This is a genomic window from Sphingomonas sp. GV3 (assembly GCF_031082075.1).
Classification (GTDB): domain Bacteria; phylum Pseudomonadota; class Alphaproteobacteria; order Sphingomonadales; family Sphingomonadaceae; genus Sphingomonas; species Sphingomonas beigongshangi.
The window spans coordinates 635,816-657,104 of sequence record NZ_JARWLE010000001.1; the positions used below are offsets into that span (position 1 = coordinate 635,816).

15 protein-coding genes are annotated in these 21,289 nt (G+C 67.8%); 9 read left to right on the plus strand and 6 right to left on the minus strand.

Annotated elements, in window-relative coordinates:
- Nucleotides 1-5 precede the first annotated feature (5 nt).
- The gene (locus RF701_RS02895) at nt 6-425 is read right to left on the minus strand and encodes a hypothetical protein (RefSeq protein ID WP_308814030.1); all 420 of its coding nucleotides are present in this window, start codon (nt 423-425) and stop codon (nt 6-8) included.
- Nucleotides 426-817: 392 nt separating this feature from the next.
- Here RF701_RS02895 and RF701_RS02900 point away from each other — a divergent pair, with 392 nt between their 5' ends.
- The 4 genes from RF701_RS02900 (at nt 818) to RF701_RS02915 (ending at nt 6,683) form a co-directional block, all read left to right on the plus strand.
- Nucleotides 818-1,927, plus strand: a complete 1,110-nt coding sequence (locus RF701_RS02900) for a lactonase family protein (RefSeq protein WP_308814031.1) — start codon at nt 818-820, stop codon at nt 1,925-1,927.
- A gap of 141 nt (nt 1,928-2,068) precedes the next feature.
- Nucleotides 2,069-3,349, plus strand: a complete 1,281-nt coding sequence (locus RF701_RS02905) for an MFS transporter (RefSeq protein ID WP_308814032.1) — start codon at nt 2,069-2,071, stop codon at nt 3,347-3,349.
- Nucleotides 3,346-4,443, plus strand: coding sequence for a glycoside hydrolase family 68 protein (locus tag RF701_RS02910; protein ID WP_308814033.1), 1,098 nt, complete (start codon nt 3,346-3,348; stop codon nt 4,441-4,443). The genes RF701_RS02905 and RF701_RS02910 overlap by 4 nt, the downstream gene beginning before the upstream one ends.
- A 92-nt stretch (nt 4,444-4,535) precedes the next feature.
- Nucleotides 4,536-6,683 carry an alpha-galactosidase gene (locus tag RF701_RS02915; RefSeq protein WP_308814034.1) on the plus strand — a complete coding sequence of 716 codons (2,148 nt, stop codon included), beginning with the start codon at nt 4,536-4,538 and terminating at the stop codon, nt 6,681-6,683.
- A gap of 55 nt (nt 6,684-6,738) precedes the next feature.
- Here the strand turns inward: RF701_RS02915 and RF701_RS02920 are convergent, their stop codons facing one another.
- The 3 genes from RF701_RS02920 to RF701_RS02930 all read right to left on the minus strand — a co-directional run bounded on the left by RF701_RS02920 (nt 6,739) and on the right by RF701_RS02930 (nt 12,130).
- The gene (locus tag RF701_RS02920; RefSeq protein WP_308814035.1) at nt 6,739-7,755 is read right to left on the minus strand and encodes a LacI family DNA-binding transcriptional regulator; all 1,017 of its coding nucleotides are present in this window, start codon (nt 7,753-7,755) and stop codon (nt 6,739-6,741) included.
- Between the two features lie 166 nt (nt 7,756-7,921).
- The gene (locus RF701_RS02925; protein WP_308814036.1) at nt 7,922-10,411 is read right to left on the minus strand and encodes a TonB-dependent receptor domain-containing protein; all 2,490 of its coding nucleotides are present in this window, start codon (nt 10,409-10,411) and stop codon (nt 7,922-7,924) included.
- A 201-nt stretch (nt 10,412-10,612) separates the two neighbouring features.
- On the minus strand, nt 10,613-12,130 hold the full coding sequence (locus tag RF701_RS02930; RefSeq protein ID WP_374758580.1) for a tryptophan halogenase family protein: 1,518 nt from the start codon (nt 12,128-12,130) through the stop codon (nt 10,613-10,615).
- 187 nt (nt 12,131-12,317) lie between these two features.
- Between RF701_RS02930 and recA the strand changes: the two genes are divergently transcribed.
- The 3 genes from recA (at nt 12,318) to RF701_RS02945 (ending at nt 15,230) form a co-directional block, all read left to right on the plus strand.
- Nucleotides 12,318-13,391, plus strand: a complete 1,074-nt coding sequence (gene recA, locus RF701_RS02935) for a recombinase RecA (protein WP_203309870.1) — start codon at nt 12,318-12,320, stop codon at nt 13,389-13,391.
- Between the two features lie 376 nt (nt 13,392-13,767).
- Nucleotides 13,768-14,598 (plus strand): class I SAM-dependent methyltransferase, encoded by an 831-nt coding sequence (locus RF701_RS02940; RefSeq protein WP_308814038.1) that lies wholly within the window; start codon nt 13,768-13,770, stop codon nt 14,596-14,598.
- Complete coding sequence (locus RF701_RS02945) at nt 14,595-15,230, plus strand: glutathione S-transferase (RefSeq protein ID WP_308814039.1); 636 nt, start codon at nt 14,595-14,597, stop codon at nt 15,228-15,230. Before RF701_RS02940 ends, RF701_RS02945 begins: the two co-directional genes overlap by 4 nt.
- A gap of 7 nt (nt 15,231-15,237) precedes the next feature.
- On the opposite strand, the gene RF701_RS02950 is transcribed toward RF701_RS02945, so the two are convergent.
- Nucleotides 15,238-16,560, minus strand: a complete 1,323-nt coding sequence (locus RF701_RS02950; RefSeq protein ID WP_308814040.1) for a dicarboxylate/amino acid:cation symporter — start codon at nt 16,558-16,560, stop codon at nt 15,238-15,240.
- Between the two features lie 75 nt (nt 16,561-16,635).
- Between RF701_RS02950 and RF701_RS02955 the strand changes: the two genes are divergently transcribed.
- A complete protein-coding gene (locus tag RF701_RS02955) occupies nt 16,636-17,895 on the plus strand; it encodes a Xaa-Pro peptidase family protein (protein WP_308814041.1) in 1,260 nt (419 codons plus the stop codon).
- A gap of 47 nt (nt 17,896-17,942) precedes the next feature.
- The gene (alaS, locus tag RF701_RS02960) at nt 17,943-20,588 is read left to right on the plus strand and encodes an alanine--tRNA ligase (protein ID WP_308814042.1); all 2,646 of its coding nucleotides are present in this window, start codon (nt 17,943-17,945) and stop codon (nt 20,586-20,588) included.
- A gap of 74 nt (nt 20,589-20,662) precedes the next feature.
- On the opposite strand, the gene RF701_RS02965 is transcribed toward alaS, so the two are convergent.
- Nucleotides 20,663-21,220: a hypothetical protein gene (locus tag RF701_RS02965; RefSeq protein WP_308814043.1), complete on the minus strand. Its 558-nt coding sequence runs from the start codon at nt 21,218-21,220 to the stop codon at nt 20,663-20,665.
- Nucleotides 21,221-21,289 lie beyond the last annotated feature (69 nt).

Sequence of the window (21,289 nt, forward strand, 5' to 3'; positions counted from 1 at the left end):
GGGCGTCAGGCGGTCGATTGATCCTCGTTCGCGGCCGCCGCGCCGGCTGTTGCCGCCAGCAGCGTGCCGATAAGCGCATGCTCGACCTCAAGATGCCGCATCAGCGTCTGGCTCATCGCGATCATCTCGTCGCGATAGGTCTGCCAGTCGCCCGACACGTCGATGTGCTGCCACCGATCGAAATAGGCGCCGAACGTTTCGCCCATGAGGAGACATTCGCACTTGAGGGCGCGTGCCGTCGCGGATCGCGCCGTGTCGCCTTCCTTGATCACCGGATCGAAGATCGACGCATGCTTGAACCGCTGATAGCGTCCCAGCAGGGCATGGACCCGCACGCGGTCCGCGTGCAGCAGCCGGGCGGCGCCGCGCTGATCGCGTACGACGCAGGATTGGGCGCGCGTGATCAGGTCCACGGCTTCGTGCAAGAAGCGATCGGCCGCGGCCTGGAGGCACGCGGCAGATCCCGACGTCTGGTGGATAAGCTCCATTTCCGCCGCGTTGAATGACGCAGGTTAATATAATCGTACGGTGTCGGGATTGCGTGCTCTGGCGTGCGGTAACGCACCAACGCATAGGGGACGCATGACCCGTCCCCGCAAAGCGCCAGACATGCGCGGCTTTCTCGCGCTTGCGATCTTCCTAGCCGGATTCGGCGCGATGATCTGGGCTTTGTCCTCGGCTGCGGGACTGTTCTGATGACCTGTCAGGCGCGGGTGCGGGGCGCGCTTGTCCGCGTCGAGGTGGCTCGATAGGGTCCGACACCTCCCCTGGAAACGGCGCCCACCGCCTTTTCGACACGAAGCGCAAGGTTGCCGTCATGATCGATGATCCCTCCGCCCTGTGGAGCCGCCGCGGCGTGATCGGCGCGGCGGCGGCCGCGGCCGTGCTGCCCACGCGCGCGCTCTCGGCGGCGCCGGAGACCTTGTTTGCCGGAACCTATGCGGCCGAGGGCGGCGCGGGACTCGTACCGCTCTCGGCCGCCTCCAGCGGCTGGACGCCCGGCGTGGCGCGGGCCGCGACCCGCAATGCGTCCTTTGGCGTGCGCAGTCGGGCACGCACGCTGCGCTATCTGGTCGACGAGCAGACCGCGGGTAGCCTGCGCATCTACGATGCGGCGTGGCGACACCGGGCGTCCGTGTCCACGCTCGGCGCCGACCCTTGCCACGTCGCGCTTTCGCCTGACGGCGGGATGCTCGCCGCGGCCAATTATTCGAGCGGCAGCGTGGCGACGTGGCGGCTGGACCGGGCCACTGGCCTGCCGCGAGGAGAGGCCATGGTGGTGCGGCACGAGGGTCATGGCCCCAACACCGCGCGCCAGGCCGGCCCCCACGCCCATTGGGTCGGCTTCACCGCCGACGGCGCCGTACTGCATTCGGTCGATCTCGGCGCGGACAGCGTCTTCGCGCATCGCATCGATCGAGCAGGCGGTCGGATCGCGGATACCGGCATCGCCTACCAAGCCGCGTCTGGGTCCGGGCCCCGGCACCTGACGCGCCATCCGCACAGGCCGGTCGCCTATCTGGTTGCCGAACTCGCCAATACCGTCACGGTGCTGCGCTCGCTGCGTGACGGGCGTCTTGTCGAACGCGCGGTCCATTCGACCTTGCCTCCCGGCTTTCGGGGCGAATCGTTCGCCGCGCATATCGCGATCGATGCATCGGGACAGCGGCTCTATGTCTCCAACCGCGGCCACGACAGCGTCGCCGTGTTCGCGATCGATGCTCTCGGGGCGCTGACCCCGCTGCAACATGTAGCCAGTGGCGGGCACTGGCCACGCTACTTCCGTCTGATGGAGACGCGCGGCGAGATGCTGGTCGCCAACGAACGGTCGGGCGGGATCGCGCGTCTGCCGCTGCGGCCGGACGGCACGCTCGGCACGGCGGCGGAGGCCCTGCGATTGCCCGGCGTCGTCTTCCTGATCGATTAGGAATATGCAATCGATTGTTGCCTGATGCATGTCGGCCCTCTATGCAGGTTCGATCCCGCGTAGACGGGCGGACCCATGCGAGAGGCGCCGATGCGATACCCGGACTCCAAGCCAAGATTGTCGCTGCCGCGCATTCTCGAGATGAATCTCGGCTTCCTGGGCCTGCAATTCAGTTTTGGGCTGCAGCAAGGCAACATGGCGCCGATCTACAGTTACCTAGGCGCATCCGAGGCCTCGCTGCCGCTGCTGCAACTGGCCGGCCCGATGACGGGCCTGCTCGTCCAGCCGCTCATCGGGGCCCTCAGCGACAGGACCGATTCGCGCTGGGGCCGGCGGACGCCCTATTTCCTGTTCGGTGCCGTGCTGTGCGCGGCGGGGCTCTTCTTCATGCCGCTGAGCCATTCGATCCTGATGGCGGTGTCGCTGCTCTGGCTGCTCGATGCCGGCAACAACATCACCATGGAGCCCTATCGCGCCTATGTCTCCGACCGCCTGGACGAAAGCCAGCACGAGATGGGCTTTCTGACGCAATCCGCCTTCACCGGGCTGGCGCAGATGCTGGCCTTCCTGACGCCGTCGCTGCTCGTCTGGGCCGGGATGAACCAGGACTGGGTCGATGCGCACAACATCCCCTACACTGCGCGGATCGCGTTCATGGTCGGCGCCTTCCTGTCGCTGTCGACCATCGTCTATTCGATCCTGCGCGTCCCGGAGCTGCCGCTGACCACGACCGAGCGGGCGCGGATTGCGGCGCAGCCGCGCGGGCTGGCCGCGGCGGTGCGCGAGATCGGCGCGGCGATCGCGGACATGCCGCCGGCGATGCGCAAGCTGGCGGTGATGAGCCTGTTCCAATGGTATGCGATGGCGGCCTATTGGGCCTATGTCATCTATGCGATCGGCCGCTCGGTCTACGGCACCGCCGATCCGAACTCGACCGGCTTCCACTCCGCGGTGCTGACGAACGGCGTGATGGCCGCCTGGTACAATGGCGTCGCCTTCGTCGCAGCCTTCGCGATGGTGCCGCTGGCGCGGCGCGTCGGCGCCGCGAAGCTGCATGCCGCCTGCCTCGTCCTGGCCGGACTGGGCATGGTCGCGCTGCCTCACGTCACCCAGCCGTGGATGCTCTTCGTGCCGGCGATCGGCGTCGGCATCGGCTGGGCCAGCATCATGGGCAATCCCTATGTCATCCTCGCGGGCGCGATCCCGGCGGAGCGGACGGGTGTCTACATGGGCATCTTCAACATGATGATCGTGATCCCGATGCTGCTCTTCTCGCTGACGCTGCCGCTCGTCTACCGGCCGTTGCTGGGTGGCGACCCGCGCAACGTACTGACGCTGTGCGGCCTGCTGATGCTCTGCGCGGCGGTGGCGGTCTATCGTGTGCGCAGCCGCGCCGGCCGCGCCCAGGGCGCTGCGGCATGAGCGCCAGCGTCTGGACCCGCGCCGCCGCCGCCCGCGCGCGCTTCGACGAAGGCGCCAGGCTGCCGGTAATCATCGCGCACGACGTCGTGCCGATCGATCCGGCGCACGACGTGTGGGACATGTGGCCGATCGCCCGCCGCGACGGCCGCACGGCGATGATCGGCGGTCGCGACTGGTGGTTCTTCCTCGCCGTCCCCCACGCCCCCGATCCGGAGGCGCGGCACGATTCGGCGCGCATCCATCTGTACAGCCGCGGCACAGACGGCTGGCACGCGCATGGTCCCGCCTTTCCGGACGGTTTCGCGCCCGGCACGCGCGAATGGTCGGGCAGCGCGGTGATCGACGACGACGATATCAGGCTGACGATGTATTTCACCAGCACCGGCGATCCGGCACGCTTTTCGCAGCGCCTGTTCGAGACGACGGGTCGCTTCGATGGCGGGCGGTTGAGCGGGTGGAGCGCGCCCGCCGAAACCGTGCAGGCGGACGGCATCGACTATGCCCGCACCGATCAGGATGCGCCGCTCGACGACAGGATCAAGGGCTTTCGCGATCCCGGATATGTCCGCGATCCGGCGACGGGGGAGGAGCATCTGCTCTTCACCGGCTCCGCCGGAACGCCGGGCGAGGTGCATGACGGGATCATCGGTCTCGCCACGCGGGTGGAAGACCGATGGGCGCTGAAGCCGCCGCTGCTGGCCGCGATCGGCGTCAACAGCGAGCTCGAGCGACCGCATGTCCTCGTCCGCCATGGGCTTTACTATCTGTTCTGGTCGACGCAGGCCAAGCGCTTCGCGCCCGGCCTCGACGCGCCGACCGGACTCTATGGCATGGTCGCCGACCGGTTCGCCGGACCGTGGCGCCCGATCAACGGCAGCGGACTGGTCGCGGCCAACCCGGATGCGGAGCCCACGCAGGCTTATTGCTGGTGGGTGACGGGCGAGGGCGAGGTAATCAGCTTCGTCGATTATTGGGGGCTTGGCGGGAATGCCGTCGGCGATGACATCGCCCGTCGCCGCGAGCGCTTCGGCGGCACCGCCGCGCCGACCTTCCATCTCGCATTCGACGGCGACCGGGTGCGGATCGCACGATGACGCGCCGTGGGTCGATCTGGCTCGCAACAATCGTCGCCGTGATGGGGAGCGTAAGCGTGGATGCGAAGGTAACGGCGCCGGCGGGCGCTACGATGTTCCGGCTCGATGGCGCGGGCGTGACCTATGCGCTGGGCATCGACGACAAGGGGTATCTCCAGCCTTTGTACTGGGGGCCGCCGCTCGGGATCCAGGATCCGCTCGGAACGATCGATCCGGCGCGTTCCGGCGAGCCCGTCTTGATCAAGGCGCCTGGCGAGCTGTCGGGGTTCGATCCCGCAGGATCGGTGACACCGCAGGAATATCCCGGGCAGGGCGAGGGACTCGTAAACGAGCCAGGCGTCAAGGCCGTCTTCGCCGACGGCAATCGGGACCTCGTCCTCAAATATCGGTCGCACCGCGTCGAGGGCGAGACCTTGCTCGTCGAACTGGCCGATATCCGTCGGCCGCTGACGGTCGTGCTGCGCTATGCGATCGATCCGGAGACGGGCGTGCTCGCGCGCTCCGCCACCGTGCGCAACGGCGGCGACAGCCCGGTACGGATCGACCAGATCGCCGCCGCGGTCTTCACCCTGCCGGCGCGAGACGATTACACCCTCCATTATCTCACCGGTCGCCATGCCGCCGAATGGCAGAAGAAGCGGATCGCGGTCACGCCCGCGCTGACATTGCTCGAAAGCCGGCGCGGATCGACGGGGCATGGCAACAATCCCTGGTTCGCCATCGGGCGAGACGGTGCGACGGACGAGGATCACGGGCCCGTCTGGTACGGGGCGCTCGCCTGGTCGGGATCGTTCCGGATCAGCGTCGGCCAAGACAATCTTGGCCGCGTCCGCATCGCCGGCGGCTTCAATCCCTACGACTTCTCCTGGTCGCTGAAGCCGGGCGAGACGCTGGACACGCCGACATTCTATGCCGGCTACACCGACGGGGGCATGGGCGCGGCGTCCCGCGCCTTCCACCGGTTCCAGATGGCCCATGTCATCCCGCACGGCGACCGGGCGAAGCTGCGGCCCGTCCTCTACAACAGCTGGGAAGCGACCGCATTCGACGTCACCGAGCGGGGGCAGGAGGCGCTGGCTGAAAAAGCCGCCAGGATCGGCGTCGAGCGCTTCGTCGTGGACGATGGCTGGTTCGGCGCGCGCGACTCCGACCGGGCCGGCCTGGGCGACTGGACCGTGAACCGGACCAAATTTCCCGACGGTCTCAAACCGCTGATCGACAAGGTGAAGTCGCTCGGGATGGAGTTCGGCCTGTGGGTCGAGCCGGAGATGGTCAATGTCGACAGCGACCTCTATCGTGCGCATCCCGATTGGGTGCTCAACTTTCCCGGTCGGCCGCGGACGCAGGGACGCAATCAACTCGTCCTCAACCTCGCCCGTACCGACGTCCGCGACCATGTGCTGGACGTGCTCGACCGGCTGGTGCGCGACAACGACATCGCCTTCCTCAAATGGGACTATAATCGCAACTGGACCGAGGCGGGCTGGCCGGAGATGCCGCTCGTGGATCAGCAGCGCGTCCATGTCGAATACGTCCGCAACCTCTATCACATCCTCGCCGAACTGCGCCGGCGCCACCCGTCGCTGGAGATAGAGGCCTGTTCGGGCGGAGGCGGCCGTATCGACCTCGGCATCCTCGCCTATTCGGATCAGGTGTGGACATCGGACAATACCGATCCCGCCGACCGCCTCATGATCCAGGACGGCTTCACGCAGGCCTATGCGCCCGCGGTGATGATGGCCTGGGTGACCGACAGCCCGAACTGGGCGAACACGCGCGTCACGACCCTCGACTATCGGTTCCTATCCGCCATGCAGGGAGGGCTCGGCATCGGCGCCAATCTCAACCACTGGCAGGACGCCGATTTTGCCACCGCCGCGAAATGGGTGGCGGCTTACAAGACGATCCGGGCGACGGTGCAGCGCGGCCGCCTGTATCGCATCGCGCCGCCGTCGCGCGACGACGCCACGTCGGCGACGATGTACGTCGCGGCGGATGGCCGGCAGGGCGTGTTGTTCCAGATGCTGCACTCGTCGATGTGGCGCGACAATCCCGCCGCGCTCCATCCGCAGGGCCTCGACCCGGCGCGACTGTACCGCGTCCGCATGCTCGGCGACGGTGCGCTACCGGAGGGGATGGCCCGGCAGGCCAGCGGTGCCTTCTGGATGAACATGGGGCTGCGCGCGCCGCTGAAGGGCGATTTCGTCGGCGCCGCCTTCGTCTTCGACGCGGTCGACTGAACCGGTCGGCATCGACCACGTCCGATCGCGTGCCGCGGCGCGCGGCGGCGGAGGGTCAGGCGCTGTCGCGCAGGACCAGTTCGGGCTCCATTGCCACGGACGGCCGATCCTCGCCCGAGATGCGGGCGAACAGCGCATCCAGCATCGCGGCCGCGCCGGCGGCGAGGTCCTGGCGCACCGTGGTCAGTCGCACGCGGGCCTGCGCCGCGATCGGCAAGTCGTCGAAGCCGGTGACGGGAATGTCGTCCGGCACGCGCATGCCGCGCGTTTCGAGCGCGTCGATCGTCGCCATCGCGATCACGTCGGAGGCGGCAGCGATACCGTCGACCTGACCCGCTACGCGATCAAGATTGGTTGCGATCTCCGCCGCCATGATGTCGGACGCCAGGTGCGTATCGAGCTGCAGCGGCGGCGCCAGCCCGGCGGCCTCTGCCGCCGCGCACAGACCGCGGTGTCGTTCGATGAGTTCCAGCGTGCGGATCTCGCCCATGAAGGCGAGGCGGCGGCAGCCGCGCGCGATCAGGCGCTCGCCCGCGCGCCGGCCGCCCACGAAATTGTCGACGCCGATCGCGCAATGCACCTGGCCGGGGAGGGCGCTCCCCCAGACGACGAGCGGTCGATAGCGGCGCGCGACCGCCTCGATCACCTCGAGCTGGTCGGACTGGCCGATCAGCAGCACGCCGTCGAGCATGCCCGACAGCACGATATCGTCCAGCCAGTCGTCGCTGTCGGGTTCGACGCGTGACAGCATGACGTCATAGCCCCGCTCGGTGATCCCGTCGGCGAGATGACCCAGCAGCGCCATGAAGAAGGGGTCGGAGAGGTGCTGCCGGCGTTCATGGCCCAGCGGCACCGCGATGCCGATCACGCCCGTGCGCTGCGTCCGCAGGCGACGGGCCATCAGATTGGGGCGGAAACCGTGTTCCGCCGCGATGTCGATGATACGCTGGCGCGTCTGCTCGTTGACGAGCGAACTGCCCGCAAGCGCGCGGGATACGGTGCCGGCGTTGACGCCGGCAAGGCGGGCGATGTCCTTGAGGGTGCGGATGGGCCGCTCGGCCGTGACGGTCATGCAGGTGACATAGGCCGCTTATCGATCAGACAAAAGGCGGAACCGCGGGGAAGAGCGCGGTTCCGGCCAGGTGGGGAAGCGTTCGCATGGGCGGGTGCCGCTCGCCTTGCGATGTTGGAACCTGTTCGCGCCGGCAGGCATCGACTCCAGGCCCGTTGATCAGACCCTAGAACCGGTACCGGACCGAGCCGGTGACCGTCCTGCCGTAGAGCGCGGTATTGCTGAACACCGCGCTCGTCGACGACAGGATCGGACCGAGGTTCGCGTTGCCGTTGCGGAAGCCGAGCGTGTTGAACAGGTTGTTGGCGTTGAGGCTGAACTCCAACCTCTCAACCGGGCGAACGGTCACGAACCCGTTGACCGTGGTCGTGCCCTTGATCGTGTAGAGGTTGAAGTCGTCGGACTTGGTGCTCGACTGACCGTTGACGCTGACGCCGAAGGCCACGGTACCCGCGTCATAGGACGGCGAGACGACGAACTGGAACCGCGGCAAGCCGCCCGGCCATTTGTCGACCAGATTGGCGGTCGCACTCTTCGTGATTTTCGACGAGGCGTAGGTGGCGTCCGCGGCGAGGTGGAAATTGCCGGTGTTGAAGCGGCCGGTGAACTCGACGCCGATCGAGCGATAGCCGTTCGAGATGTTGGGGTTGTTGTTTGGCGCCGGATTGTTGATGCGCGTGAAGTCGTAGTTGTTCTCGGTCAGCGTGGAGTGGAAGCCGGTGATCTCGACGGAATAGGAGCCACCTGCGATCGCGCCGCGCTGCTTCAGGCCGATCTCCTGCTGGTTGAGGAAATTGACCGACGTCGCCTGACCCTGCGCATTGAGCGAGCCGTCCGCATTGAAATTGCCCGACAGCACGCGCCGGTCCGCGTTGAACCGGCCGCCCCGGCTGACGCGGCCGAAGATGCTGGTGTCGCGGCTGAACGCGTACAGCGCGCCGAACGACCAGCTGACGTAATGGTCGGTGTAGTTGATCTTTTCCGCCGTCGGGCTGAGCACCAGCGAGGGCAGGGTGGCGCTTCCCAGCGCATCGCTGACCCGGGTGTTCGGACCCGCGACGCCGCCCTGCGCGGTTCCTTCGCCGTGCACGCTGTCATAGCGCACCGAGCCGTCGAGGTTGAGGCCGCCAAGCTCGTAGCCGACCTGGAGGAAGGGCGCGGTATCGGTATAGGTCAGATCGACCCGCCGCGCGCAGCAGCTGCCCCAATTGTCGTTGAAGCCAGCCTGGCCCGCCGCCGTCAGCTGCGTCCCCGTCGTGGAGAACAGGTCGAGGGGCACCGCATTCTCGCCGCTCAACGTGCTGTACTGGCGGTTGACGTGCCAGTCCTGGCGGATGTTCTGCTTCATCACGAACAGCCCCGCGGTGACCCGCGCCCGCCCCGACCCGACGTCGAACTTGCCTGTCGCCGTCAGGTTGTTGGCGAAATTGTCCATGTTCTTCATCAACGTGTTGATGTTCGGGTTATTGTTGACGTAGCTGCCGGTGTAGGCCTGTCCCTGGTTGGGCCCGGTCGCGTAGCGCACGGCGCCGACGACCTGGCCGTTGACCGTCGATCCGATCAGGCCACCGCTGCCGGTCAGCGGCTGCACGTTGACGAATTGCGTGGTGAAATTGCCGCTGATCCACTGGTAGCGGATCGTGTCGTCGATCGTCAGCCAGTCGTTGGCGTCGACGTGCAGCTGTGCGCCAAGGCTCGTGACGCGCGGGTGGATGCCCTCGATCTCGGCGCTGCGCACCTGCCCGTCGAAGTCCAGATACTGGAAGGACCGGTTGTAGATCGAATAGGACGAGCCGTTGCGGCCGTCGAAGGTCGGCAGCGGCGCGAAGCCGGTCACCCTGTTGCCGTCCAGCGTCGCCAGCGACGGGGTCGTCGTGTTGGTCGGCGCATGTTCGTCGAGACGCTTGAAATACAGCCGGATGAAGCCCTTGCCGTCGGCGAAGTCGCGCGTCAGGTTCGCCTTGATCTGGTAGCCGCGCAGGATGTTGAACCGCTCGTTGGTCAGGCCGCCGCCCTCGCGCGCATAGCCGCCGATGTGGAAGCGCGTCGCGTCGTCGATCGGCGCACCATAATCGAAGTCGAGCCGGTGCTCGCGATAGCCGAGGCCGTTCGAATAGGCGATCTGGCCGCCCGCGACGTCGCCGGTCTTGCTGATATAGTTGATGACCGCGCCCGGCGCCTGGCTCGCGAAGGTGGAGGCGGAACCGCCGCGCACCGCCTCGACGCGCTGCACGTTCTGGTCGAAGCGCAGCCAATAGTCGTTGTTGCCGAAGTTGATGTCGCCGAACAGCACGGTCGGCAGGCCGTCTTCCTGCAGCGCGACATATTCGGATCCGCCCGTCGACACGGGGATGCCGCGAACGCCGATGTTGGCGTTACCGCCCGGGCCGGCGGTGTCGCCCGGCTGGATGCCGGGGATGTTGCGCAGCACCTCCGCCTCCGAGCGCGGCGTGAAGTTCTGGATCGCCTCCTGGCTGATCTGGCTGACCGAGATGGAGCTGCGGAAGCGCGAGCGGTCGCCGGCCGTGGCGGTGACGACGATGTCGTCGGTCGGCTGCGGCGGCTGCGTGGCGGCGGCGTCGCCCTGCGCCGTGGCCGGCGGCGCCACCTGTGCGATGGCCGGCAGCGCGATCAGCCCGGCGGCCAAGGCGCCCATGGAAGCACACGCATTGAAAATGGATCCCCGCATCATCCCTCTCCTGCTTCGCGCCCCGAGTCGAGGTCGCGTTTGAGCATGAGGTAACGAACCCAACAATCGATTGCAATCAAAACTGCAAAGGATTGCATCAGGGACTTACCCTGTGGCCAATCCGCAACATAGATCAGCAACGGCTCGCTCGGCCCTTCCGCCGGATCGTCAGGCGCGCGCGCCGATCCGTGCGATCCAGTCTGCATGCGTCGGCATGGATCGTCCCATCGACTCGATCGCCGCGGCCAGCCTGGTGACGAACGCGCCGCTGGCTGCGGGATCGGCGCGGTAGGCGAGCAGCGGGTCGAGGTCCTGCGGCAAATTGCCCTGGCCGATGTGCACCGCCAGCCAGCTGGCGGCGCCGAACAGGTCGTTCTCCCGCTGCACCAGGCGGCCGCGGGCGCGGAAATGCTCGATCTTCGCCGCGAGCGTGTCGGGCACGGACATCGCGGCCGCCGCCTGCCACATCGGCTCGGGCCGATCCGCGTTGAGCTTGTAATGCAGGATCAGGAAGTCGCGGATCCGCTCGAATTCGGCGATGGCGACGCGATTATACTCTTCGATCGCTAGCGGATCCGGCTGCCGCGTCGGCAGATAGGCGAGGAGCTTGGCGATCCCCGCCTGGATCAGGTGGATCGACGTCGACTCGAGCGGTTCCATGAACCCGCCCGCCAGGCCGATCGCGACGACGTTGCGGTTCCAGAACTTGCGTCGCCGCCCAGTGACGAAGCGGAGGAAGCGCGGCTCGCCGAGCGCCGGGCCGTCCAGATTCGCCGCCAGCGTCGCCGCCGCCTCGTCGTCCGATACATGCGCACTGGCATAGACATAGCCGTTGCCTGTGCGGTGCTGCAGGGGGATGCGCCATTGCCACCCGGCAGGGCGCGCGGTCGACCGCGTGTACGGCGTCATGCCGTCGCCGCCCGTAACGCAGGGCATCGCCACCGCTCGGTCGCAGGGCAGCCAATGCGTCCAGTCCTCATAGCCCGTCGCCAGCGCGCCCTCGATCAGCAGACCGCGGAAACCCGAGCAGTCGACGAAGAAATCGCCGGTGAGCGCCCGTCCGTCCGCCAGCCGCAAGGTTGCGACGTCGCCGCCCAGCGGATCGCGCTCCGCCGCGAGCACCTTGCCCTCGATCCTGGCGACGCCCCGCGCTTCGGCATAGCGCCGCAGGAATGCGGCATAGAGCCCCGCATCGAAATGATAGGCGTAATCGAACGTCGAGGCGACGCTGCGCGGATCGGCGACCGGCGCGGCGAAGCGGCCGTGCTTCGCGGCGCCCCAGGCCATCGACAGCGCGTCGAGCGGCGGCAGGGCGCCGTCCGGCGACGAATCGCGCGCGGCCAGCCAGTGCTGGTGCACCGCGATCAGGTCGAACGGCTTGCCGTGGGTGCCGAAGGGGTGGAAATAACGGCGGTCGGGGCCGCCCCAGCCGACGAACTCGATGCCCAGCTTGAAGCTGCCCTTCGTGTTCTTCAGAAAATCGGCCTCGGCGATCCCGAGCGTCTCGTTGAAAAGGCGGATCGGCGGGATCGTCGCCTCGCCGACCCCGACCGTGCCGATCTCGTCGGATTCGACCAGCGTGATCGCGCAGCCACGCGGCATCGCATGTGCAAGGGCGGCCGCGGTCATCCAGCCGGCGGTGCCCCCGCCGACGATGACGATCGAACGAAGTGCCTGATCGTGCACGACTACCCCTCCTGCAACGCGCTTTCTGCAATCCATTGCAGGCGCCTTGTACGACGACAAGCGCCATTTTGGTCCCGGACATGATTTACCGGCGTTCGCCCCTTGTTCCATGGGAACAAACATAGTACGTGCCGTGGCAACCGCGTTGCCCTGGGCCAACGCATGGCTTAAGCGAGGGAGATTCCCAATGGCCGCCAATCTGAAAGTGATCGACACCGGCATGGCAACCGCAAACGCAGACCGTCAGAAGGCGCTCGACGCCGCCCTCGCGCAGATCGACCGCGCATTCGGCAAGGGCTCGGCGATGAAGCTGGGCCAGAAGGAGGCGATGCAGGTCGAGGCGATCTCGACCGGCTCGCTCGGTCTGGACATCGCGCTCGGCGTGGGCGGTCTGCCGCGCGGCCGGGTGGTCGAGGTCTATGGTCCGGAAAGCTCGGGCAAGACGACGCTCGCGCTGCATGTCATCGCCGAGGCGCAGAAGATGGGCGGCACCGCCGCCTTCGTCGACGCCGAACACGCGCTCGACCCCGTCTATGCCAAGAAGCTGGGCGTCAATATCGACGAGTTGATCGTGTCGCAGCCCGACACGGGCGAACAGGCGCTGGAGATTACCGACACGCTCGTGCGATCGAATGCGATCGACGTGCTGGTGGTGGACTCGGTGGCGGCGCTGGTGCCGCGTGCCGAGATCGAGGGCGAGATGGGCGACAGCCACGTCGGCCTGCAGGCACGCCTGATGTCGCAGAGCCTGCGCAAGCTGACCGGCTCGATCAGCCGCTCGCGCTGCCTCGTCATCTTCATCAACCAGCTGCGCATGAAGATCGGCGTGATGTACGGCAATCCGGAGACGACGACGGGTGGCAACGCCCTCAAGTTCTACGCCTCCGTCCGTCTCGACATCCGTCGTACGGGTGCGATCAAGGACCGCGACGAGGTCACGGGCAACGCCACTCGCGTCAAGGTGGTGAAGAACAAGGTCGCGCCGCCGTTCAAGCAGGTCGAGTTCGACATCATGTACGGCGAGGGCATCTCGAAGATCGGCGAGATCCTCGACCTCGGCGTCAAGGCGGGATTGGTCGAAAAGTCGGGCGCGTGGTTCAGCTACGATAGCACGCGCATCGGCCAGGGGCGTGAGAATGCCAAGAACTTCCTGCGCGAGAACCCCGACATGGCCGATCGCCTCGAACGGGCGATTCGCCAGCGGACGGAAAAGGTCGCGGAGGAGATGATGACCGGCCCGGACGCGGACGACGATCTTTGATCGCTGCGGCGTGCATGACGGAGACAAGTGGAGGCTCGCCGGTGACGGCGGGCCTCTTTCCGTTCTGACAGGATGCATTCGCATGACCGAAACACCGTGACTTTTGTGACCTTTCGGAAACAATCCGGAAACAATCGACGTGCCGCTGAAGGCGTGCGTCCGTCGATCGCGGTCGCACGCAGCATCGCCGCGCCATGTGGCTCGTGTGTCACGCGCGTCTCGGCATCGTCGGACCCTGTATGGATCGCGTGCTCCGGCCAGAGACGCGGCTGCGGAGGCCTATCGAAAACAGGCCTGCGACGGCTACGATCCGGGCGGCCGCACGCGTCCGTCGACGGGGCCTTGCACCCGGGCGTTGCGATGACGAGGTGACACTATGACGAGCCATTTCGACTGGACCGGTCGCGTCGGCGACGTATGGGCGGAGGAGTGGCGTCGCACCGACCGTGCTTTCGCCGATCTCGCCAGGCATCTCGACGCGGCGATCCTCGCTGCGGCCCCCGCAGGCCCGATCGCGGCGCTCGACCTCGGCTGCGGCGGGGGGGCGACGAGCGCCGCGCTTGCTCGTGCGCGACCCGAGGCCCGGGTGCTGGGTGCCGACCTGTCCGACGCGCTGATCGCCATCGCGCGGGACCGATTTGCCGACGTGCCCAACCTAGGTTTCGAACAGGGGGATGCGATCGCCATCGCCGAGGATCATGCCCCGCTCGACCTCGTCGTCTCGCGACATGGCGTCATGTTCTTCGCCGATCCCGTCCTCGCCTTCGAACGGCTGCGTCGCACGATGACGCCTGGCGGCGCGCTGGTGTTCAGTTGCTTCGCGCCCGCTGCGGAAAATCCATGGGCCGTCCTGCTTGCGCCCGCCGCGCCAGCTACCGCCGCCTATGTGCCCGGCCCCTTCTCGTTCGGGGATCCGGACCGGGTCGGCGCGATGCTTCGCCAAGCCGGCTGGGAGGCAGCCGCGCCGGCTCGCGTCGCCTTTGCCTATCGCGTCGGCGCGGGGGAAGACCCGGTCGCCGATGCGACGGCTTTCCTTACCCGGATCGGGCCAGCGGCTCGACTGCTGCATGACGCCCCGCCCGCGGATCGGCCCGCGCTGGTCGAGCGCCTCGCGGATCGCTTGGCGGCGCAACGAAACGCGTCCACCATCGATTTTCCTGCCGTGGCGTGGCTATGGACCGCGCGGGCAAGAGGGGAGCTGTCATGATCGTCGTCCACCATCTGGAGAATTCGCGCTCGCAGCGCGTGCTGTGGCTGCTCGAGGAACTGGGACTGCCGTATCTGGTCAAGCGCTATGATCGGAACCGGCAGACGATGCTCGCGCCGCCGGAACTGAAGCGGGTCCATCCGCTCGGCAAGTCGCCGGTCATCGAGGATCTCGATGCCGATGGCGGGCGGGTCGTCGCGGAGACGGGCGCGATCGTCGAATATCTGGTCGAAAAGGCGGACGGCATGCTCGGGCCGCCGGCGCATCGCGAGTCGGCGCTGCGCTACCGGTTCTGGCTGCATTATGCCGAAGGGTCGCTGATGCCGCCGCTCTTCGCCAAGCTGGTGCTGAGCCGCGTGCCGATCTTCGGCAAGGCGGGGCAGAAGCGCATCCAGCCGATGATCGACGTCCATCTCGATTACGTCGAGGCGGCGCTGGCGCAGCGGCCTTGGTTCGCGGGCGATGCCTTTACCGCCGCCGACGTGATGATGAGCTTCCCGCTCGAGGCGGCGCGCAGCCGGGCGGGCCTCGATGCGTCGCGTCCCGCCACGACGGCCTGGCTGGACAAGGTCCATGCCCGCCCTGCCTATCAGACGGCGCTGGAGAAGGGCGGGCCGTACGCCTACGCCTGAGGCGCCGTCAGCCGCCGATGTCGCGGAAGCTGTCGGGCGCGCCATGCGGCGGCGCGGGAACGGCGGCGACCGCGATCTCGGCGGGTTCGGCGGGGTCGAGGCCGCCCTCCCATTTGGCGATCACCGCACTCGCCACCGCATTGCCGACGACGTTGGTGGCGGTGCGGCCCATGTCGAGGAAATGGTCGATGGCCAGGATCAGCAGCAGGCCCGATTCGGGGATCTTGAACACGGGCAGCACGGCGGCGATCACCACCAGGCTGGCGCGCGGCACGCCGGCGATGCCCTTGGACGAGATCATCAGGAACAGCAGCATCGCGATCTGCGTGCCCAGCGGGATGGCAATGCCATACGCCTGGGCGATGAACAGCGACGCGAACGTCATGTAGATCATCGACCCGTCGAGGTTGAACGAATAGCCGAGCGGCAGGACGAAACTGGCGATGCGCGGCGGCACGCCGAACCGGTCCAGCGCCTCCAGCATCCGCGGATAGGCCGCTTCCGACGAGGCGGTGGTGAACGCGACGAGCAGCGGCTCGCGGATGTAGCGCACGAGCGCCCGGATACGGCCGCCGATGAAGAGGAAGCCGATGCCGAGCAGGATCCCCCAGAGGATGACGAGCGCGAGGTAGAAACTGCCCATGAAGAAGGCCAGCTGCCCGATGACGCCGGCGCCGCGCTCGGCAAGGGTCGCGGTGACCGCGCAGAAGACCGCCACCGGCGCGAAGCGCATGACATAGTCGGTGATGCGCAGCATCACCGCGACGAGGCCGTCTATGCCACGCACGAGCGGCTGCGCCTTCTCGCCGACCGCGGTGATCGCGACGCCGACGAAGACGGAGAAGACGACGATCTGCAGGATCTCGTTGGTCGCCATCGCGTCGACCATCGAGGCGGGCACGATGTGCGTGATGAACTTGTCCAGGCTGAAGCCGGCGGTGGCGACGCCGGCATCGGCGGTGACCGGCGGCAGCGGCAGGTTGATGCCGACGCCGGGGCGCAGCAGGTTGACCAGGACGAGGCCCAGGCCCAGCGACAGCAGGCTCGCACCCAGGAACCAGCCGATCGCGCGCGCACCGACGCGGCCCAGTGCCGACGTGTCGCCCATCTGTGCGATGCCGGAGACGAGGGTCGCGAACACCAGCGGCGCGATGATCATCTTGATCAGGCGCAGGAAGACGGTGGTTCCGATCGAGAAATAGCCGGCGATCGCCTTCAGCCGCGCCGCCGCCGCGGGCGTGCCGTCATCCAGCCAGCCGTTGAGCACCAGTCCGAGCACTATGCCGAGCAGCAGCCCGATCAGAATGTAGAAGGTCAGCCGCTTGGCCATCGGTACGCTCTCCCCAATCGCGGGCTAGAGAGGGGATTGCGACGTCCGGGTCAAGCGCCCTATCCGTTGGCCTCGATGACCTTCACGCCTTCCCGCCGCTCGCTCCTCGCCGCCTGCGCGGCGGTTCCCCTCGCGTCTGCCGCCGTCCTGCGTGCTGCCGAGCCGGACCTGTCGGCGCTTGCCGACATCACCGGCAATGCCGTGCCGATCGGCGCGGCGGAGCGGGCCGGGCGGCTGGCGCGGGCGCAAGCGCTGATGAAGGCGGCCGGCATCGGCGCGATCGTGATCGAGCCCGGCTCCAGCCTGATCTATTTCACCGGCGTCCGCTGGGGGCGAAGCGAGCGGCTGACCGCCGGGATCATTCCGGTCGAGGGTGAGCCCTGCATCGTCACACCGTTCTTCGAGGAGCCTTCGGTCCGCGAATCGCTGGCGGTGCCCGCCGAGGTGCGGGTCTGGCAGGAGGACGAGAACCCGCTCGCCGTCGTCGCCGGCTTCCTCCGCGACCGAAAGCTCGACCAGCGCGCGGTCGGCATCGAGGAGACGGTCCGCTTCTTCGCCTCGGACGGGTTGGCGCGGGCGCTTGGCCATGCGCGGCTGGTGTCCGCCGATCCCGTGGTGCGCGGTTGCCGGATGATCAAGACACCGGCGGAGATCGCGCTGATGCAGTGCGCCACCGACGTGACGATCGCCGCCTATCGCTGGCTGCATCCGCGTGTCGAGCCCGGCATGACCGGCACGGAGATCGGCGCGCTGATGAACGCCGCGACGCGCAAATTGGGCGGCAGCCCCGAATTCGCGCTCGCATTGATCGGCCCCGCCGCGGCTTTGCCGCATGGCAGCCGCGAGGTGCATAGGGTGACCCCCGGCGAGATCCTGCTGATGGACTGCGGCTGCACGGTGCAGGGCTATCAGTCCGACGTCTCGCGCACCTGGGTGCCGCGTGGCAGTGCCAGCCGGGCGCAGCGCGACGTCTGGACCCTCGTCGCGCGGGGCCAGCAGGTCGCGCTTGCCGCCGCGCGTACCGGCGCGCCGGCGGGCAGCGTCGACGATGCGGTGCGCGCCTTGTACGAACGCGCCGGCTACGGCCCGGGCTATCGCCTGCCGGGTCTTTCGCACCGGACCGGCCATGGCATCGGCATGGACGGGCACGAGCCGGTCAATCTCGTCCACGGCGAGGCGACGCGCCTGGCGGCGGGCATGTGTTTCTCGAACGAGCCCGGCCTCTATCTTCCCGGGCGGTTCGGCGTGCGGTTGGAAGACTGTTTCCACATGACCGCCGCGGGTCCGCGCTGGTTCTCGACACCGCCGCGCTCGATCGACGAACCGGTGGGATGACGAGCCGCCTTGAGGCGGGGCGCGCTCTCGCCTAAGTCGCCAATCCTATGACCTCGACCAACGACATCCGCCGCGGCTTTCTCGACTTCTTCGGCAAGGCGGGGCACCAGATCGTGCCGTCCGCCCCGCTCGTGCCGCAGAATGATCCGACGCTGATGTTCGTCAACGCGGGCATGGTGCCGTTCAAGAACGTCTTCACCGGCCTGGAAAGCCGTCCGTACAGCACCGCGACCTCGTCGCAGAAGTGCGTGCGCGCAGGCGGCAAGCACAACGACCTCGACAATGTCGGCTATACCGCCCGGCACCACACGTTCTTCGAGATGCTGGGCAACTTCTCGTTCGGCGACTATTTCAAGGAACAGGCGATCCTCAATGCCTGGACGCTGCTGACGCGCGACTGGGGCATCGCCGCCGACAAGCTGACCGCCACCGTCTATCACACCGACGACGAGGCGTTCGCGCTGTGGAAGAAGATCGCCGGGCTGCCCGACCACCGCATCATCCGCATCCCCACCAAGGACAATTTCTGGGCGATGGGCGACAGCGGACCCTGCGGTCCCTGTTCGGAGATCTTTTACGATCACGGCGAGCACATCTACGGCGGGCCGCCGGGAAGTCCGGAGGAAGACGGCGATCGGTTCGTCGAGATCTGGAACCTTGTGTTCATGCAATATGAGCAGGAGGCGAACGAGATCGTCGGCGAGCTTCCCAAGAAGTCGATCGACACCGGCATGGGGCTCGAGCGCGTCGCGGCGGTCCTGCAGGGCGTCCACGACAATTACGATACGGATACCTTCAGGGCGCTGATCGCCGCATCGGAATCGCTGACCGCGACGCATGCGCAGGGCGCGCAGATGGCCTCGCACCGGGTCATTGCCGATCACCTTCGCTCGTCGGGCTTCCTGGTCGCGGATGGCGTGCTGCCCGCGAACGAGGGCCGCGGCTACGTGCTGCGCCGGATCATGCGTCGTGCGATGCGCCATGCGCATCTGCTGGGCGCGAAGGAGCCGCTGATGCACCGCCTGGTGCCGGCACTGGTCGCAGAGATGGGCGCCGCCTATCCCGAGCTCGTCCGCGCGCAGCCGCTGATCGAGGCGACGTTGCGGCAGGAAGAGACCCAGTTCCGCAAGACGCTCGACAAGGGGCTCAAGCTGCTCGACGAGGCGACCGTCGGCATGACGGAGGGCGCGACCCTCGCGGGCGAGACCGCCTTCAAGCTCTATGACACCTATGGCTTCCCGTACGACCTGACCGAGGACGCGCTTCGGACGCAGGGGCTGCACGTCGACCGTGCCGGTTTCGACGCGGCCATGGCCGAACAGAAACGCGCCGCCCGCGCTGCGTGGAAGGGCTCCGGCGCCAAGGCCTCGGACGACCTCTGGTTCGACATCGCCGAGGAAACCGGCTCGACCGAGTTCACCGGCTACAGCGCCGATACGGGCGAGGGCGCGGTGCTGGCATTGGTCAAGGACGGTGCGCGGGTCGATCACGCAGCCACCGGCGACACGGTTGCGATCATCGTCAACCAGACGCCGTTCTACGCGGAAAGCGGCGGCCAGGTCGGCGACACCGGTACGATCAGCACCGATGCCGGGCTCCGGGCGATCGTCACCGACACGTCGAAGCAGCTTGGCCGGCTCTTCGTGCATCATGCCGAGGTGCAGAACGGTTCGATCAAGGTCGGCGACGCGGTGCGGCTACAGATCGATACCGCGCGCCGCGCGCAGATCCGCGCCAATCATTCGGCGACGCACCTGTTGCACGAGGCACTGCGCCAGCGGCTCGGCGGCCACGTCGCGCAGAAGGGATCGCTCGTCGCGCCGGAGCGACTGCGCTTCGACGTGTCCCACCCGGTGGCGATGACCGCCGCGGAGCTGGCGGACGCGGAGGCGGCCGTGAATGCGCAGATCCGTGGCAACGGCAGCGTGACGACGCGCTTGATGACCCCCGACGAGGCGATCGCCGAGGGCGCGATGGCGCTGTTCGGGGAGAAGTACGGCGACGAGGTGCGCGTCGTCTCGATGGGCACGGAAGACGGCGGCAAGACTTATTCGCTCGAATTATGCGGCGGTACGCACGTTGCGGCGCTCGGCGACATCGGCCTGTTCAAGGTGGTGGGCGAGGGGGCCGTATCGTCGGGTGTCCGACGGGTCGAGGCGCTGACGGGCGAGGCGGCGCGTGCCTATCTCAACGGTCGCGACGACAAGCTGCGCGAGGCGGCCGCGACGCTGAAGACCACGCCGGACGAGGTGCCCGCGCGCGTCGCCGCGCTGGTAGAGGACCGTCGCCGGCTGGAACGCGAGCTCGCCGATGCCAAGAAGGCGCTGGCGATGGGTGCGGGTGGCGGTCAGGCGGCCGGTCCCGAGCAGATTGGCGATGTCGCCTTCATCGGCCAGGTGCTGGAGGGCTTCGAGGCCAAGGGGCTCCGCGGCGCGGTCGACGAGGCGAAGCAGCGCCTAGGCTCCGGCGTCGCGGTGATGGTCGCGGTCAATGACGGCCGTGCGTCGCTCGCGGTCGGCGTCACCGACGACCTCGTGGGCCGGTACAACGCGGTCGAATTGTTGCGCACGGCGGTCGCCGTGCTGGGCGGACAGGGCGGCGGCGGCCGTCCCGACATGGCGCAGGGCGGCGGCCCCGACGGTAGCAAGGCGGCGGACGCCGTGGCAGCCGTCAGGACGGTGCTTGCCGGCTGACCGACTCGTCGCTCCGCCGACACGAAAAAGGGGCCCCGGCTCGCGCCGAGGCCCCTCGATAAGCCCAAAGCGGATTACTTGCCGCTTGTCGTGCCCGCCGCGCCTGCGGTCGCTGCCGCGATCTGCTCCGCGGTGAGGCCGACGATTACCTGACCCTGCGCATTGGCGCTGAAGCCGGTGATCGGCAGCTTCACGTCGCCCTTGGCGGTCGTGACGGTAACGAACTGCGCGTCCGCCGCCTTCACGGTGCCGACGGGCGTGCCGTTCAGGCCGGCTACGGCCGTACCTGGCACCAGCTTCGCCTTCAAAGCGGCCTGCGCCTGCGCCTGCGACGAGGCGACCGCCGCGTCGAGGTCGGACTTGGTCATCGCCATGGCAAAGCCCTTGTCGGTCTTGCCGATCGACGACGGTGGAACGGGAACCTGGGCGGTGCCGGTGTTCAGGATGATCGCCTGCGGCGTCACCTGGGCGACCGTGCCGAGCGAAACACCGGCGGAATCGTAGATCGTTGCGCCCACCGTGGGCGTGGCGGCGGTGGCCTGCGCCGCAGGGGCGGCGGGGGCAGCCTGCTGGGCCTGAGCCGCGGCGGGCACCAGCATCGCGGCGCCGATCGTCAGGGCTAGGGTACGCATCGACATGTCTCCATTGTTGCAGTGTCGTTGTGACACGGAAACGATGGGGTGTGCGTGCGAGTTCCGCTC